The 16,281-nt window shown below is 32.5% G+C and carries 20 protein-coding genes; 15 read left to right on the forward strand and 5 right to left on the reverse strand.

The window, feature by feature from the left end; all coding sequences use genetic code 11:
- Positions 1–621 precede the first annotated feature (621 nt).
- Positions 622–885: a hypothetical protein gene (locus AAHN00_RS00060; protein ID WP_342271743.1), complete on the reverse strand. Its 264-nt coding sequence runs from the start codon at positions 883–885 to the stop codon at positions 622–624.
- 131 nt (positions 886–1,016) lie between these two features.
- On the opposite strand from AAHN00_RS00060, the gene AAHN00_RS00065 reads away from it, so the two are divergent.
- From AAHN00_RS00065 to AAHN00_RS00105, 9 genes are all read left to right on the forward strand, one after another.
- On the forward strand, positions 1,017–1,370 hold the full coding sequence (locus AAHN00_RS00065; protein ID WP_342271744.1) for a hypothetical protein: 354 nt from the start codon (positions 1,017–1,019) through the stop codon (positions 1,368–1,370).
- Between the two features lie 10 nt (positions 1,371–1,380).
- The gene (locus AAHN00_RS00070) at positions 1,381–1,821 is read left to right on the forward strand and encodes a hypothetical protein (protein WP_342271745.1); all 441 of its coding nucleotides are present in this window, start codon (positions 1,381–1,383) and stop codon (positions 1,819–1,821) included.
- Between the two features lie 169 nt (positions 1,822–1,990).
- Positions 1,991–4,420 (forward strand): DNA topoisomerase (ATP-hydrolyzing) subunit B, encoded by a 2,430-nt coding sequence (gyrB, locus tag AAHN00_RS00075; RefSeq protein ID WP_342271746.1) that lies wholly within the window; start codon positions 1,991–1,993, stop codon positions 4,418–4,420.
- A gap of 113 nt (positions 4,421–4,533) precedes the next feature.
- Positions 4,534–5,535: a DUF2608 domain-containing protein gene (locus tag AAHN00_RS00080; protein ID WP_342271747.1), complete on the forward strand. Its 1,002-nt coding sequence runs from the start codon at positions 4,534–4,536 to the stop codon at positions 5,533–5,535.
- Between the two features lie 21 nt (positions 5,536–5,556).
- Positions 5,557–6,264: an IS6 family transposase gene (locus AAHN00_RS00085; RefSeq protein ID WP_342270905.1), complete on the forward strand. Its 708-nt coding sequence runs from the start codon at positions 5,557–5,559 to the stop codon at positions 6,262–6,264.
- Between the two features lie 126 nt (positions 6,265–6,390).
- The gene (locus AAHN00_RS00090; RefSeq protein WP_342260128.1) at positions 6,391–6,534 is read left to right on the forward strand and encodes a hypothetical protein; all 144 of its coding nucleotides are present in this window, start codon (positions 6,391–6,393) and stop codon (positions 6,532–6,534) included.
- Between the two features lie 339 nt (positions 6,535–6,873).
- A complete protein-coding gene (locus AAHN00_RS00095; protein WP_342271236.1) occupies positions 6,874–7,752 on the forward strand; it encodes an IS982 family transposase in 879 nt (292 codons plus the stop codon).
- Positions 7,736–7,996, forward strand: coding sequence for a hypothetical protein (locus AAHN00_RS00100; RefSeq protein ID WP_342271264.1), 261 nt, complete (start codon positions 7,736–7,738; stop codon positions 7,994–7,996). Before AAHN00_RS00095 ends, AAHN00_RS00100 begins: the two co-directional genes overlap by 17 nt.
- 40 nt (positions 7,997–8,036) lie before the next feature.
- A complete protein-coding gene (locus tag AAHN00_RS00105) occupies positions 8,037–8,339 on the forward strand; it encodes an ATP-binding protein (RefSeq protein ID WP_342260130.1) in 303 nt (100 codons plus the stop codon).
- 106 nt (positions 8,340–8,445) lie between these two features.
- On the opposite strand, the gene AAHN00_RS00110 is transcribed toward AAHN00_RS00105, so the two are convergent.
- From AAHN00_RS00110 to AAHN00_RS00125, 4 genes are all read right to left on the reverse strand, one after another.
- Complete coding sequence (locus tag AAHN00_RS00110; protein ID WP_342271025.1) at positions 8,446–9,426, reverse strand: transposase; 981 nt, start codon at positions 9,424–9,426, stop codon at positions 8,446–8,448.
- 321 nt (positions 9,427–9,747) lie between these two features.
- Complete coding sequence (locus AAHN00_RS00115) at positions 9,748–9,873, reverse strand: hypothetical protein (RefSeq protein WP_342260131.1); 126 nt, start codon at positions 9,871–9,873, stop codon at positions 9,748–9,750.
- Between the two features lie 113 nt (positions 9,874–9,986).
- Positions 9,987–10,538: an IS630 family transposase gene (locus tag AAHN00_RS00120; RefSeq protein WP_342271748.1), complete on the reverse strand. Its 552-nt coding sequence runs from the start codon at positions 10,536–10,538 to the stop codon at positions 9,987–9,989.
- Complete coding sequence (locus AAHN00_RS00125; RefSeq protein ID WP_342271749.1) at positions 10,471–10,989, reverse strand: helix-turn-helix domain-containing protein; 519 nt, start codon at positions 10,987–10,989, stop codon at positions 10,471–10,473. Before AAHN00_RS00125 ends, AAHN00_RS00120 begins: the two co-directional genes overlap by 68 nt.
- Positions 10,990–11,701: 712 nt before the next feature.
- On the opposite strand from AAHN00_RS00125, the gene AAHN00_RS00130 reads away from it, so the two are divergent.
- From AAHN00_RS00130 to AAHN00_RS00155, 6 genes are all read left to right on the forward strand, one after another.
- On the forward strand, positions 11,702–12,238 hold the full coding sequence (locus tag AAHN00_RS00130) for a hypothetical protein (RefSeq protein ID WP_342271750.1): 537 nt from the start codon (positions 11,702–11,704) through the stop codon (positions 12,236–12,238).
- A 20-nt stretch (positions 12,239–12,258) separates the two neighbouring features.
- Complete coding sequence (locus tag AAHN00_RS00135) at positions 12,259–13,356, forward strand: hypothetical protein (RefSeq protein WP_342271751.1); 1,098 nt, start codon at positions 12,259–12,261, stop codon at positions 13,354–13,356.
- Between the two features lie 231 nt (positions 13,357–13,587).
- The gene (locus tag AAHN00_RS00140; RefSeq protein WP_342271752.1) at positions 13,588–13,866 is read left to right on the forward strand and encodes a hypothetical protein; all 279 of its coding nucleotides are present in this window, start codon (positions 13,588–13,590) and stop codon (positions 13,864–13,866) included.
- A gap of 24 nt (positions 13,867–13,890) precedes the next feature.
- Positions 13,891–14,406, forward strand: coding sequence for a hypothetical protein (locus tag AAHN00_RS00145; protein WP_342271753.1), 516 nt, complete (start codon positions 13,891–13,893; stop codon positions 14,404–14,406).
- A gap of 362 nt (positions 14,407–14,768) precedes the next feature.
- The gene (locus tag AAHN00_RS00150; protein WP_342270975.1) at positions 14,769–15,206 is read left to right on the forward strand and encodes a transposase; all 438 of its coding nucleotides are present in this window, start codon (positions 14,769–14,771) and stop codon (positions 15,204–15,206) included.
- Positions 15,173–16,090, forward strand: a complete 918-nt coding sequence (locus AAHN00_RS00155) for a transposase (RefSeq protein ID WP_342271532.1) — start codon at positions 15,173–15,175, stop codon at positions 16,088–16,090. Before AAHN00_RS00150 ends, AAHN00_RS00155 begins: the two co-directional genes overlap by 34 nt.
- Positions 16,091–16,281: the final 191 nt, after the last annotated feature.

Below are 16,281 nucleotides of genomic sequence, written 5' to 3' on the forward strand. Positions count from 1 at the left end.
GGGATTTTTAGGAGAAACGAAGCCGGCTACCTTCGCGTATACAGACGTACGTGAGGAGCGGAGGCGAGTTTCGACGACAAAATCACCAACTAGATTGACTTATGCAGTAAGTCTATTTAATCAGATCAAATCAAGTAGCCACAATTTAGGATAAGAATTAGTTAATTCTTATCCCAAATTCGCGTAAGTAGCTATAACATATCAAAAACTAACTGTCAGAGCAATATAACAGTTTTAAAGTGTAGTTTTTATTTGTATTATTTGAGTAATAATTTAAAAATTTTAATATAATTCAATTATCTATTATGCCTAATATATACTCTTTCCTTTCAAAAGTCGCTTTACCCACTATCTTATCAAATGCTTCTATTGCTAGTGCTATAGAACAGTTAAAGTTTGATTCTATGAAAACACTCAAAACGTTTCCTAGGAACTTAAGAGCTATTAAAAAAAGAGTTGACTATATATATAACATATTTCTAGATTCAGAAGATCAACAAAGGGAGCGAGAAATAGCTGAATCATTCAGAGAAACAGTAGGTAATTCCTTAGATGAATTAGAAAAGTACATTGATGAACAGCAACAGGTAAAGGAAGAGATATTATTCTTTGAAGATGCTTTTATTGAGCTAATAATAAAAGTTCTTGAAAGTATTTTGGAATTTCAAAATAGACTAGATAACTTGTATCCTGGAGCGTCAAAAGATATAGTTGATTATTTAGGTAATTTATTGTCCCACTTTGGGAGAAAAACCCCGCACTTGCAGTGCGTCGTTTCAACATAAATTTTAAATATCTTATCAAGAAAAGATAAGAATGAATCATACAGATATTTTTTAACAAAATCTTACACTTCACAGATATATTCTTTTTGTGTTGTGACACTTTCTAAATGAGCCATACACAAATAGTTTCTAACTTTTAAGTTAGTACATAAATTAGGCATTCATGCCGTAATATTAAGCTCTGCACTTGCAGTGCAGAGTGGTTAACTAGTTGGTATAATAGCTGTACAAATGCCTGTAGTTGGTTTAATACTCAAGGGAAGTGGCTTGTTAGAATCAGTAAAATCTTTTCTCAGTACTGAAAATTTAACGAAGACAGTAGAGAATTGGCAAGAAAAACTAGAAATAGTTAGAGAAAAACGAGCCGAAATAGAAAAAAGTACAAACCTTAAAGAAAAATATTCCAAAGCTACGCAGATTGTTGAAATCGCAGAAATAGCAGGAGTATCACCCGTAGCTGTAGCAGAATTAGGGTTAGATATTGACTCTTTGAAGAAAGTTAATAAATTGGTTGTACAAGATCCAAAAGAAAAAAAATCTTTTAAAAAACTTATTGACTTATCTGAAGAAATCCCATCATACTAAAGATGGTATAATGGGGGGAGTTGACCTTCTACGTAAAGGTATGGCTAAAATCCTTGGAAATATACCTAATCAAGGAAAAGATCTAAAAAAATTAATTGAAACCGAATTATCTCACATAAAAGAAAACCTCATTGCTGCATTAGATCCCAATAAAAGTATTCTTGAGAAGTTAGGATATTGCCAAAAAGCAGCCAAAAATATATTGATTATTGAATCAAAAATACAAGAAACAGTCAAATTAATACCTGACAGGGAAAAAATCACCAAATCTTTTATAAATTTAGTTAAGGATAAGACAAAAAATATTCTACCAGCATATTTTTTAAAAAACCTTACATCGTTAAGAACCCCGTTAAAATCGTTGCCTGAACTACTGCGAGTAGGAAATGCTATGAAAGTAGTCCTTGAAAATAATAGTAGTAAAACCCAAGGTGTAGTACGAAAAAGGTAATATTTAGTATATATAGTCAATTGATAAGAATTTGGTGACTTCGTCACTCGTCGCTCCTACTACCCACTTCTCCTAAATGGACTATAATTTTAGTAAACTACTTGAAAACTATACACTTGCTGTAATTTTTGTGTATAGTTATTCTTTATCTTTCATTTTATGTATAAATATGTCAACTAATCAACAGCAATCAATAGCAGAATTAGAATATGGAGCTGACTCCATCAAAGTTTTAAAAGGTCTTGAGGCAGTTAAGAAAAGACCTGGTATGTATATTGGTGATACTGACGATGGTTCAGGATTACATCATATGATTTACGAAGTCGTTGATAACGCCATAGATGAAGCTTTAGCTGGTCACTGTGACCTAATTAAAGTAATCCTAAATGCTAACGGATCTGTAACAGTACGTGATAATGGACGTGGGATACCTGTTGATATTCACGAAGAAGAAGGTATATCAGCAGCTGAAGTTATTATGACCCAATTACATGCTGGTGGTAAGTTTGATCAAAATTCTTATAAAATATCTGGTGGATTGCATGGTGTTGGTGTATCTGTGGTAAATGCTCTGTCAGAATGGTTAGAACTTAGCATTTGGCGAGATAATAAGGAATATTTTATAAAATTTAGAGATGGAGCGGCTGAAACGCCACTTGTACTAAAAGGAGAGTCCGCAGAGAAAAAAGGCACGGAGATTACTTTCCTTCCATCTATTACCACTTTTAGCTCAATTGAATTTAATTTTGCTACTGTAGAACATAGACTTAGAGAACTAGCCTTTTTGAATTCCAGTGTTAGGATATTACTAAAGGATCATCGTTTTGCTGAACAACAAGAAGTAGAGTTTTGTTTTACTGGTGGTGTAGAAGCTTATGTCAAATATATAGATAAAGCTAAAACTTCATTACATAAATGTATATCACTTAATACTAATAATCAGGCAACAGGGGTTACTTTTGAATTGGCAATGAATTGGAATGATTCATATCATGAGAATATTTTGTGTTTTACTAATAATATAAGACAACGTGATGGCGGTACGCACCTTATTGCCTTTAAAGCTGCTCTTACTAGAGTTATTACCACTTATACCGAGAATACTCAGCTTAACAAAAAAAATAAAATAAATTTCACTGGTGATGATACGAGAGAAGGTCTCTCATGTATTTTATCAGTAAAAGTACCAGACCCTAAGTTTTCTTCACAAACTAAAGATAAATTAGTTAGTTCTGAGGTTCGACCTATCGTAGAAGGTGCCGTATATACTAAGATTTTAGAATGGTTTGAAGAACATCCTAGTGACGCAAAAATAATTATTAATAAAATTATTGAAGCTGCAACTGCTAGAGAAGCAGCAAAAAGAGCAAGGGAATTAACTCGTCGGAAATCGGCTCTTGAAATTTCTAACTTACCTGGGAAACTTGCCGATTGTCAAGAGAAAGACCCTGCTCTTTCAGAGTTATTTATTGTGGAAGGAGACTCTGCCGGTGGTACAGCAAAGCAGGGTAGAGATAGGAAATTTCAAGCAATTTTGCCACTGCGAGGTAAAATCTTAAACGTTGAAAGAGCTAGATTTGATAAAATGTTAAACTCTGAGCAAGTAGGGACTCTAATAACAGCTCTTGGCACTGCTATTGGTAATGAAGACTTTTCTTTGGATAAGTTAAGATATCATAAAATAATTATTATGACTGATGCTGATGTTGATGGTTCGCACATCAGAACCTTATTACTTACTTTCTTTTACCGGCATATGCGTCAATTAATTGATAAAGGATATCTATATATAGCTCAGCCGCCTTTATATAAAGTAAAAAAAGGTAATAACGAGCTTTACTTAAAAAATGAACAAGCTCTGCAAGATTATTTAGTCAAATCTACTATTAGTGATGCAACAATTATGCTGTATAATGGGGCAGAGATCATTGGTAATGATCTTGAGGGGACAATAAAGGCGGTTATCAGGTTTACTACGTTACTTGACCAAGTAAGCAAAAAATTTAATAGGCAAATTGCAGAATGTCTAGCTATAAAAGGTTTATTAGGTAATCAAATATTTGATGAAAATAAAACGAATGAAATAAATCAGGCTTTAAATATTTTGAATCTTGGTGATATCGCACCTGATAAGACAGACTGGCAGTTTATAGTTAACGCAAATAATATAGAATTTTTCCGTTTTGTTCGTGGAGTAAAAGAAAGTAAAATTTTATCAAAAGAACAGCTTGAGTCTTTTGAATTTACTCAACTTGCTAAATCATTTACTCCTCTTGTAGATTTATTTATTGAGCCAACAAAGTTACTAATTAAAAACCAAGAATATATTATTACACTGCCTAGTATGTTGCTAAATTATATATTAGAAAGCGGTAAGAAAGGTATAGCTATTCAACGTTTTAAAGGTCTTGGGGAGATGAATTCTGATCAGTTAGGAGAGACAACATTAGATCCGCAAAAAAGAACTTTACTGCAAGTTAAAATAAATGAGCAAGATAGTGCCGAGATGATTTTTTCAACATTAATGGGAGATTTTGTTGAACCTAGAAGACAATTCATTCAAGCAAATGCTTTGAATGTAGTTAATTTAGATGTTTAAAACTCATAGGTGCTACTGTTAACTAAGTTGTTATAGCAAAAAGTAGAATTGTATTGGGATACCATTCATCCAAATGGCGACTAAAAATAGATATCATCAAGATAGGTTGTGTAATGATGAAAAATTACTTGAACCAGATTAAACTGGGTATACTCTTCTGCTTTAAAGAATTGGCTTTTGCAAATACTTGCGGAGAATTCGCATACGAGAACGGTAGTCCTCTCACCCCTTGTTTTACGCTCCAATTCTCCAAATCATTTGAGTATATTAAGATTGTATTCATGGTGTTCATGGGTTTTTTCGCTTTTGAAGCAAATGCTCAAATTGTACAAGCATCTTTGGTTAACGAGATTAAAACATATGCTTCTCAATTTGATGGCGAAAACACTCTTATTTTATTTGACCTCGATTATGTGCTGTTTGTACCACGGGATAGCGTGTTGAGATATGCGGGCGAAAAAGACAATTATCGCTCAAAACACCTCAAAGCCATCTTTAAAGATTTCCAAGGAAAAGAGATTGCACTTAATGGGCGTAAAGTACCGATGGCTGAGTATTTAACTAGTCAGATTTTGTCTTCTATTAAGGTTGAATTGCTTTCTCTAGACATGCCAAATTTTGTTAACGAACTTGATGCTCAAAAAATGACTATTGTTGGGTTTACGGTCAACAGTAGTGGGAACTATAGTATCGTTCAGAATGAAGCACAACTTCATTTATCACGCTTAAAGTCTCTTGGATATCATTTTAAAGATAATGGTGATTTATTAAAGGAGGACTTTCCTAAATGTATCTCTCGTGTTATATTCACGAACAAAATAGATAAAGGGAAAGTGCTTTTAAGTTTCTTGGAGCAATTAAATAAAAATTACAAAAATATCATTTTTGTCGATGACCACTTGAAAAATCTAATTTCAGTGCAAAATGTACTTAAAGATAAATATCCTCAAATTAATTATCTAGGTATTCATTATACTGAACTCAAAGATAAAAATGAGGTATTAAATCAGGATATAGCAGATAAACAGTTTCAAGTATTATCCCAAGATCATATATGGCTGAGTGACGATGGGTTCTGTCGCATATGTTGGACAATAGAAAAAAGATTGATATAATGATCTAAAAAAGATGTTAAGATGTTTCGTATTACTGCAAGATTATTATCATATTTCAAAGGATTTTGTTCTTCACCAGAAATAATAATGTTATTTGTCTATATGAAATGCCGATTTTCTTTAAGTTATCGAGATTTGGAAGAAATGATGAGTATAAGGGGAGCAAAAATTGATCACTCTACATTACAAAGATGGGTTATAAAATTTGTACCATTGATAGATCAGGTGGTTAGAAAAAGAAAGAAGCCAGTTGGTAGTAGTTGGAGAATGGATGAGACTTATATTAAATTAAACGGTAAATGGGTTTATTTATATAGAGCACTAGATAGTCTTGGTAATACTGTAGACTTTCTGCTACGTAAGCATAGAGACAAGCCTGCAGCACTTGCATTTTTTCGTAAAGCCTTTAGAGAGAATAATTTTCCTGAGAAAGTAGTAATTGATAAAAGCGGTAGTAATACGGCTGCTCTTAATGATTTGAATACAGAAGTTCCTAAAGATTATAAAATTAAGGTTATTCAGACCAAATACCTGAATAATCTTGTAGAACAAGATCATAGGTTTATCAAAAAACGTACAAAGCCAATGCTTGGTTTTAAGAGTTTTCATTCTGCAGAAATGACTATTACCGGTATAGAAAATATTCGTATGATGCAAAAAAGACAAATAATTGGAGCTAATGATAATCTTTCTACTTTTGAGAATTTTGCTATGTTAATGGCATCATAATGTCCAAAACCTTAGTTTTAACAATCTTGATGTAGTATGATTTATAGATGCGACAAAACCTTTCAAATTGATTTAAAGCTAGTCTGTCCGGCAAAACTCTATAAGTCTTATAGATAATAGGTTTTAATGGCAGAAAATAATAACACTACCAATGAAGACACAACTAAAACTAGCAATGAAACAAATAATATCGATAATGATATTTCTCTTGAGCTAGAACAAGTTAAGAAAAAACTCAAATTAGCTAATTTAATCACCAAGACTTTATAAAAAATGTATCACTTAGTATAAAAACTCCCTGTATCAGCATTTGGTCAGGTGCTTTGGTACTATATGAAGTAGAGAATGATCCTAGCAAGAAGCAATCTATAGCCAACATTACCAATTGTGCCAAGGAGCTTATCAATTACTCCGGTGATATATTAGACTTTGCTAAGTCACATTCAAGCTTGACAGCTACCACAGCATTAGCACCTCACATCGTACAAAAAATTGATCCTAAGAAGTTAGTAAATAACCCCAGTTGCCAATTAAATAGGAGAGATGAAAGGTAGATTTTAAAAGGGACATAGGTTATTTTATCTTTTTCAACCAATAACAAAATAACCTATGAAAAAAGATTTTACCGCAATTTACTGTTTTGTCGACGATTTTATAAAGAATTTGGAAAATAATTTGCCTACAATTAATAGTAGTAAATTTAAACCTGGTGTAAGTAATTATTTATCAATAAGCGAAGTAGTAACCATATTAATTGGTTACTATGATTCATATTGTGATTGTTTTAAGCATTATTACAAACAAGTAATCTTACATAATTATACAGAAGATTTTAAACTTGTTAGCTATGAACATTTTACTAAATTGATAGGTAGAAGTATGCCTTATTTAGCAATATTACTGAATCATTTGCTTGCTGAATGCACAGGTCTGTCTTTTGTAGATGCTACAGGTATAGCCGTATGTAAGAATTATCGTATAAGTTCACATAAGGTTTTTAAAGGAATAGCGGCAAGAGGAAAAACCACTAAGGGGTGGTTTTATGGACTAAAGTTACATTTAATCATAGATACCGAAGGTAATCTGATAAAGGTATCTTTCAGCAGTGGTAATAAGGATGATAGGAAAGGGCTTAAAGGAATGATATCTGGTATATATGGCAAAGTTTTTGGCGATCGCGGTTATATATCTAAAGAATTATTTGATGATTTGCATGACAAAGGCATCCAACTTATTACTCGGGTTAAAAAGAATATGAAAAATATATTACTCCCTATTACAGATAAGGTTATGTTGCTCAAAAGAACTCTGATAGAAACCGTAATAGGCAAACTTAAATTTCTTGATAAATTGGAGCATTCTAGACATAGATCAGTTACAAATGCATTTAGTCATATGCTATCCTGCCTAATCAATTATCAGTTGCTAGAAAACAAACCTTCTATCAAAACTTTGCTGCCTATAGAACTTTTTGATATACCAAATTAATTGGCAACTGGGGTTAAATAGAGTTATTACTAAACTAATACCAGCTGCTAATTATAAAGGCATAAAGCTCGTTGCTAATTTTCAGCATGATCTTGCGGATGTGGTCATTGCCGATAGTTACCGACTTGAGGCAATATTAGATCAATTAGTTAGTAACGCCATTAATTTTACCGAGAAAGGTAGTATTATTATTACCACCAATTTTTTTGCTGCTCCAACCTTCGAATTAGGAAAATATCTATAATGAAAATAATATTAAAAATACCCGTGCTAAGGAAGATATTTTGCAATTCATCGTTCATGATACCGGTATAGGTATGTCCAAAGACCAACAGCAATATCTTTATAAACAATTAAACAGTCTTGACTCTTCTACTAGTAAAGATAGTGCTGAGGAAGTGGATTTAAGCTTAGGTTTAGGCTTAAATTTAGTCAAACAGTTTATCTTTGAACTAAATAGTAAAATTAATGTTAACAGCTATCAAGGTAAGAGTACAACTTTTACTGTACAAGTACCAGTTAAATTACCACTAGTTGAAGATATTATTGAAGACATGATTAACGATATAGCTAATAAGAGGTTATAAATCAATAATTGACTATCAACCACCGTTGCAATAAATAATTATTAAAAATATCTATATCTACAAAACTTACGCTATGGAAGGTTCTAAATAGTCAGGAGTTTCGCAGTTAGCAAAATTGCGAATCAGCTAAAAGGCATCTAATGTTGTTCTGAATTGATGTTTTTATAACTTCCCAAGTTTGTTGATATAAAGTAATTTTTTCATTTATCCTCCTTTTGTTCATATCGAGCCAAGCAAATACAGCAAGGCAAATATGATTTCTCTGAGCTCGACCCGTGCGTGCCTGACAGCGTTCAATACCACAAGTTTGTTTTAATTCTCGATGATAAACTTCTATAGACCACCGTGCCTTAACAATTTTTTCTATTTGTTCACGTGTTGGATTTTCTAAGTTAGTTGTTATGTAATCAATGCGACCATTTTTTGCCACAAACTTAAATACCGTAACCCAACCGTATCCACGTAGGTGAATTTTTAGTCCCTCATCAGGAATCTCTAAACTTTCTAAGCTAACATTATGATTAACTTTTCTATTTTTTCTTAGGTTACTAACCCATGTCCAACCTAAATTACGTATATGTTTCAAATTCTCCAAACCGCTATACCACGCATCCATTACTACTGCATCAGGATTGATCCCTCTTTCCTTAGCTAAAGTAAGCATATCACAAAAATGCTCATTCTTTGTTTTTCCATCAGTTTCTTTATCATATATTCTATAATCTACAGGGGTAGATTGATCAGTTTTAGCATTGTAATGCAGTAAGTTGACCATCCCTATACCAGGTATAACATCATGTACAGCTCCAGAATATTGATAATGTACAAGCTCAATTTTCTTACTGTATTGCTTTGACAATAACGTGTCATCTCCCACTAATAAACAAGAAGCTTCCCTATCAATATATTTTGACACTTCTCTGTAGATCCCGCTAGGGCGGAAATCCTTACTATTTAACCATCGACTTGCACTATCATGAGATAGGTTTATTGGACTTACTTCAGATAATGCTTTACCACTATATCTTACGCTACTTGCTTGTAAAAATGATTTATATAAGTCTTTGCTACATTTTGATCTTGCCATGCTTAACTAAAACTCTTTCTTGCTAGATTAACATATTTTTTGCTAAGTGCGAAACTCCTGATAGTGTAAAGATGGAGAACGAAGCTGTCGTTGCATATAATCATCTAAAAGTCTTAACTTTATTTGTAAACCGTTTTACATATCAAAACTTACGCTGTGTTATCTCAAATATGACTAAAAACCTTGGTCAAAAGCCATCTTTTCATAATGGGAAATTTTTATAATATCCTAACGGATATACAATAGAGAATTTCGTAAGAGATCTATTCTTTCAACCAATGTACCATTTCTTTTAAATCAATAGTAAAAGCAGCAAATTTTTTAACAACTTACTTTATCTCTTCCAACTGGTAAACAAACATAATGTTCTCTAGAGCTGATATCAATGACTGCTGCATCAGGATTCATTATTTCCAATTTCTGTTTATCATTATTTTCCTTTACCATTATAACCTCCTTCTTGTTAAATGCTGTTAAGCCAAGCTAATTTTAAGTTGGAGGGGTAATAGAATTACTCTCCTAAACGAGGTCTCTCATACACTTAATACCAATTTTCGAATTTAATTTAGCAAATAATTCATGCAGCAAATAGATTGAATTAGCGAGGTATTTAAATTCCTAATAGAAGAAGATACTGCTATTTCCAATTGCTCAATTGTATTGTATACTTTATTCTTTATAGTCTCAGACTTTAAATGCTCCCATAATCGCTCCGCAGGATTTAATTCAGGAGAATATGGTGGCAAGTAAAGAATTTCTATATTAGCAGGAACCACTAAGTCCTTAGCCTTATACCATCCAGCACAATCCATAACAACAATGGCTTTTTGATCGCCTATATGTTTAGACATTTCCGCAAGAAACATGTTCAAAGACATAGCATTAACATTTGGCATCATTAAGCTAAAATCATCTCCTGTTATTGGGTTAACAGCACTATAAACATAAAAATTCTGAAAACCTATTTTGATTTTAACTTGAGTTCTGCTACCTTTGCGAAACCAACCATGACCTAATTTAGAATGAGTTCCAAAACGCGATTCATCAAAGAAATACAAAAAACTTCTTGGATTGCTTGTTATTTTTTCTTGAATTTTTTTTAAACTGTTCATGAGTTTCTTTATTCTGTTTGTAATGCACTGGTCTTGGAGTAATGTACGCAAACTTAAGCTTGTGCAATGCCCTGTGTACAGCCGATTTACTTACATTAATTCCCAAATTTTCTTTAAGTTTTATGACGATACTTTTTATTGTTATGTTACAATCTTCTTGTATCCATTTGTTTATTGCTTCATAGCAGCTTTCCGTTAAATCGCTTTTCCTTCCCCTACCTTTTTTATATTCAAGATTTTTATCATCGCCTTGGGCAAAGCTTTTTACCCAGTTTCTTAGCGTATTAGTTGTGATATTAAATATTTTAGACACCATACCAATACCATGTTCTTTTGCAGCTACTATAGCTCTTAACCTGATAGTGGTTCTATTCTCTTTGTTCGTACTTGCAAGTTGAGCTATAGCCTGTTTGTATAAATCTTCTGTTATTAATTTTTGATGAGTACCCATTACATTCCTAATTTTATCTATCTTTTACATTATAACCTATTTTTCTATTCTTTATACTAAATTAAATTTGGGAATTGGTATAAGTTATGTATGATGCCATCAATGATATTACCAAAACTCCAAAACCATGCTACCAAACGGCTGTGATCAATGCACCAGTGAAATTGACGATTATAGCTTAATATTAGCTTGGTTATTTCATTTTATAGAAGTATCGCAAATAATACAGATGCTGCTTAATGGTTACTGTTAAAAATGATACTACGTTGAAGTGTGGTACAGAGCCAGTTTCTTATATTTTGTCGCGTGGTGCTTAGCACCAATGTTTAGGCTACCAACAGAGTTGATTATGTTGTTAGCAATAACAAAACTCAAAAATCTTCTAAAGCTGTACAAGATGAGTTTGGTTTTCGGTAGGTAATTGAGAGCATGCATAGAGAAATTAAGCAATTACTGTATAGAACGTTGCCAATGCAGAAAACAGCGTATCCAATGTAATCACATTAGTTGTACATTTCTAGTTTGGGCTTTTAGATGATTATATGCAACAACAGTTCCGTTCTCCATCTTTACCCTATTTAGAACCTTCTATAGCATAAGTTTTGTAAGTTTATTATGTGACATGTTCTAAACAAAATTGTTGACTTGTCCATTTTATAGACATAATCTTAACCAAGAGGGTAATTGATAATAAGAGGAGGAGGGTATTTTAATGGAAGAGTCAAATGATCTTGGATTTTTTCAAGTAAAAAAATCAAGAATTCATGGTTTTTTAAACGCCGTAACGGGAGTAAACATGAGTGATAAAGTGCTGATAGATGTGGTTATTGATGAAGATGAAGGTAATAAAATCGTCATATTAGGTCGTCCTCCGGTCTCAGGCAGCTCTAAAAAACAGATGCGTCATGTTACTCCGTACTCTCTTGTAGAATTTTTCATAAAGTCAAAGGTGCAAGATGAAGATGTTTTAACAGGAAGAGTACTAACTCGTTTAGTAAATCCTATGAAGATATTTGTATCTGATCAACTTGGACTATGTCTTAATCGTCAAGAGTATGATGACCTTAAAGCAGCATTGCAACTTGCTGAAGATAAAGATTTCTATCATGTTAGGATAAAGAATGTAAGAGGAGGAGCATATAAATATTTAATAAATGACAAAAAAATCATTGAAAAAGTTAACCACTCTGCACTGCAAGTGCAGAGCTTAATATTACGGCATGAATGCCTAATGTATGTACTAACTTAAAAGTTAGAAACTATTTGTGTATGGCTCATTTAGAAAGTGTCACAACACAAAAAAATATATCTGTGAAGTGTAAGATTTTGTTAAAAAATATCTTATCTTATCTTTTCTTGATAAGATATTTAAAATTTATGTTGAAACGACGCACTGCAAGTGCGGGGTTTTTCTCCCAAAGTGGGACAATAAAAGAAGATAATCTTTTTGATGAGGAACAGGTAGAACAATTTAAGGCAAATTATACAAGAAGTATGGGTAAGTTTATTGATTACTCTATAGATTCACTGCAGCAAGCAATCCAAGATCAAAACACAATAGGTATTGCCTATGAAGCTATTGGAAGATTAATGTTGACTCTGTTTAGTCAAATGCTTTACACTGCGTTTCCTGAAGAAGGAAATACTTTGATCAATGAAATTCGTTATTATTCTTCAGCGGCGAAAGCTAAAGAACCTAGAGGGCATGAATTTGAGATATTAACTCATGATGAGGCAGCAGAATTAGCAAAAGGAGGTAAATTACAGACTGAGAAAAAACAAGATCCAAAGGTAAGAATTGTACAAAATGAAGGAAATAGAATTAAAAAAGTGATAGATGCGTTGAAGGCAATAAATAAGATTATATCTTTAGTAAATGATAGAGATGATGATGTGGAGATACAACCAAAAATTATGGAATATAATGAAAAGTATAACACTAAAATAAAAATCAGAGAATTAGAAAAGGAATTAGAGGATCGTTATAATGGAAACGTTTCCCTTCAAGTTATGATGCAATATGTAGAACAACAGTCAGGGGATTTAGATTACGTAAGGTATCATATAGCAAAACACTTATACGATGCATTCGATTTTAAGCCTTTAGAAGAAAAGGTGTTAGTTCCAGCAAATGAGTCGGATAAAAAAGTTCAATCTATAAGACTAATTAATGTGCTTCCTTCTGCAGAAGGAAGTAGAAAAGCAGCTTATCATGTTAAAGATGGAGCAGAGTATAGAAAGGATCAGATAAATAGTGCTATAGGTTATAATGATAAGGTAGTGTTTAGGGAAAAAGATTTAAATCCCTCTTTATTGTCCCACTTTGGGAGAAAAACCCCGCACTTGCAGTGCGTCGTTTCAACATAAATTTTAAATATCTTATCAAGAAAAGATAGGATATTTTTTAACAAAATCTTACACTTCACAGATATATTTTTTTGTGTTGTGACACTTTCTAAATGAGCCATACACAAATAGTTTCTAACTTTTAAGTTAGTACATACATGAGGCATTCATGCCGTAATATTAAGCTCTGCACTTGCAGTGCAGAGTGGTTAACTAGCTAAGAAAATTATAGATCATGCTTATCTATCGATATTGCCTTTTAAGTCATTTCAAGAAGGTTTTAAAAATGCTGGTGATGAAAATTATGTAAGTGATAACTATCCTTTGGAGATATTAAAAGCTTTTTCTGGATTAGCCATCAAGGATTATGGTATAGAAAATGATGAACAACAAGATTTTATGAATACTCTTAATCAAGAAACCGATAAAATAGGAATGTTTTATAGTGGTGATGAAGCTCATCATTCGTTTCTTACTAGCGGAGAAGTTGAAGCGGCTGAGTTATATGGCGTAAATGTTGATTTTAGTTAAAAAAATACATAGAGGAGTTGAATTATGCATAGAAAAAAAATGTTAGAATATGAATCAGCAAGAGAGCACCTTACAGAATTTTTAGCTGGGTCAGTTAGGAATAATAGGTTAGATAGGATTGCCAATTGGGTTCAAACGCGATTCTATGATAAAAAGCCTGTAATTACTCAAGAAAGAAAAGAAGCTTTTTTTGTAGCTGAAAGAGATGTCTTAGGTGGATTTCTCGGAAGAGGTAAAATAGAAGAATTTAAGAAATTACTTGGAGTGTTCGATGAGTTTAATCAACGTACTCCTCAGTTGAAGGAATTAGAATTTAAGGTATTGACTGATGCCATAAAAGATGCTCAGAAGTTTGTTGTAGGTAATAAAGAATGCCAGGAAGTTATTAGTAATATTATACTTACTTCATTCAATGATTTACGTGAGAACCAGGAATTTAAAGATAGATTTGAAGAAATAGATAACTTGTTGCATATAAATTCGCTAGGAGAGACTACCTTAGTAGATGTGGCAGGTTCTAGTTCTGCATTTGTAGAATAGCTATAGAGCCATCAATCAAGCAAAATGCTGCAAAGTTGTATACAAAGAAGGTTATATCTCAATCAAATCATATATTTGTTTCAATCATTGCGTTTTGCAAGGTTTAGATGTTTCAATTAAAAATTTGTATAAACCACTTTGCATTAAAATATAAATTGATTCTTAGAACAAGTTAGGCAGCAATGAGAGGATATTGGCAAAGTAGTAATAAAGTAAAATTTTTGTCATATTTTGAGGATATATAGTCTCCCCGTCAAAAGTCTAGAAGGATAATATATAATATGCTTAGCAGATAAAAATATATAGAGAATCCATAAGAAAAAGCTATAATATTGGCAAAAAACTTAAGGATTATCTGATTAATGCCGATAGAAAATATAACAAAGTTGCAAAGACAAGGACAACTTTTTGGTTACAAACTGACCGAAGAATTAAACCACAATAATAAATTATATAAATTAAGATCATTAATAAATTGGTCTAGTTTAGAGGAATGGTTGTCAGCAAATGTTGATATTAAGAAATTTGGTAGGAATCGCAGATGTCACCGCCTGTTACTTGGGGTGACTATGCTGCAAGCGATGTATAACCTGTCAGATGCAGCGACTGAGGAAGAGTTAAGAGAGAACGTATATTGGCAGTATTTTTGTGGTTGGGAATATTTGCAGAAAGATGCTGAAATATCAGAAGCTAGTATCCGTCGGTTTCGTACTATATTAGGAGAAGATGGCTACAATGAGATATTAAAGGAGCTGATAAGAATCGGATGCAAAGCAGGTGTAGTAAAAAAAAAGACTTAGCATCGATAATAGTTGATACTACTGTACAAATTAAGAATATTAAGTATCCCCATGATGTGTACTTGATGGATAAGGCAAGAATAGAGCTAGTAAAGCTATGTCATGCCTTAGGCATCAAGTTAAATGAAACATATGCCAAGCAATATAAAAGAGATATATTAAAATTATGGAAATATAAGGATAATAGTAAAGCCAAGAAGCGTAAGAAAATAATGAGGCATTTAAAAGTATTACTGGGTCGTTTAGTTAGGATATGTCAGCGAGAAATAGCTAAAGCAAAGTTAAGTTTATCGGCAAGACAACAAGAAATACTGAATAAGATAAAAAAGATACAAGTACAATCTATATTGAGTAAAGCAGAAAAAGAACAATATAAAGAAGAGAATAAAATATTATATAGTTTTCATGCACCGGAGGTAGAGTGCATTGGTAAAGGGAAATTAAACAAGCCATACGAGTTTGGTAATAAGGTTTCGATAGCAGTAAGTGGTCGGGGTAACTTTGTATTAGGGACAAAATCTTTTCATGGCAATCCATATGATGGGCATACATTATCGGAGACTGTAGAGATTGTAAAAGAATTAACAGGAGTTGAAGTAGCAAGAACCTTTGTTGACTCAGGTTACAAGGGGAATAATTTTAAGGAGAAGGGCAAAGTGTATAGCCCATATTGCAAGAAGAAACTATCGTCAGATGATAAGGCAATGCTCAAGAGACGGAGTGCCATAGAACCGATAATAGGGCATCTTAAAAGTTATGGTAGAGTTGGCAGAAACTACCTGAAAGGGGTAATAGGAGATGTCATTAATCCGTTAATTTCCGCTGTAGGATTGAACTTACGGTGTATTGCGAATCATTTACTCAAAACAAATTTTTCTACATAGAAATTAGTCAGTAAAAAAATAATCAAATAATTACAAAATCGTTAATAAATCATCATGCAAAAATTCTCTAAAAATCATCTTTTTGTACCAAAAATTTAAATCAAAAAAATTAAACTCTCAAATTTTATACAAGAATTTTTGGCTAAGGTATTAAATTTTGAATTTTTCTTAATTTTTAGCACTTTTGACGG

Origin of the sequence: Candidatus Tisiphia endosymbiont of Parasteatoda lunata, assembly GCF_964030955.1 — a bacterium.
Lineage (GTDB): Bacteria > Pseudomonadota > Alphaproteobacteria > Rickettsiales > Rickettsiaceae > Tisiphia.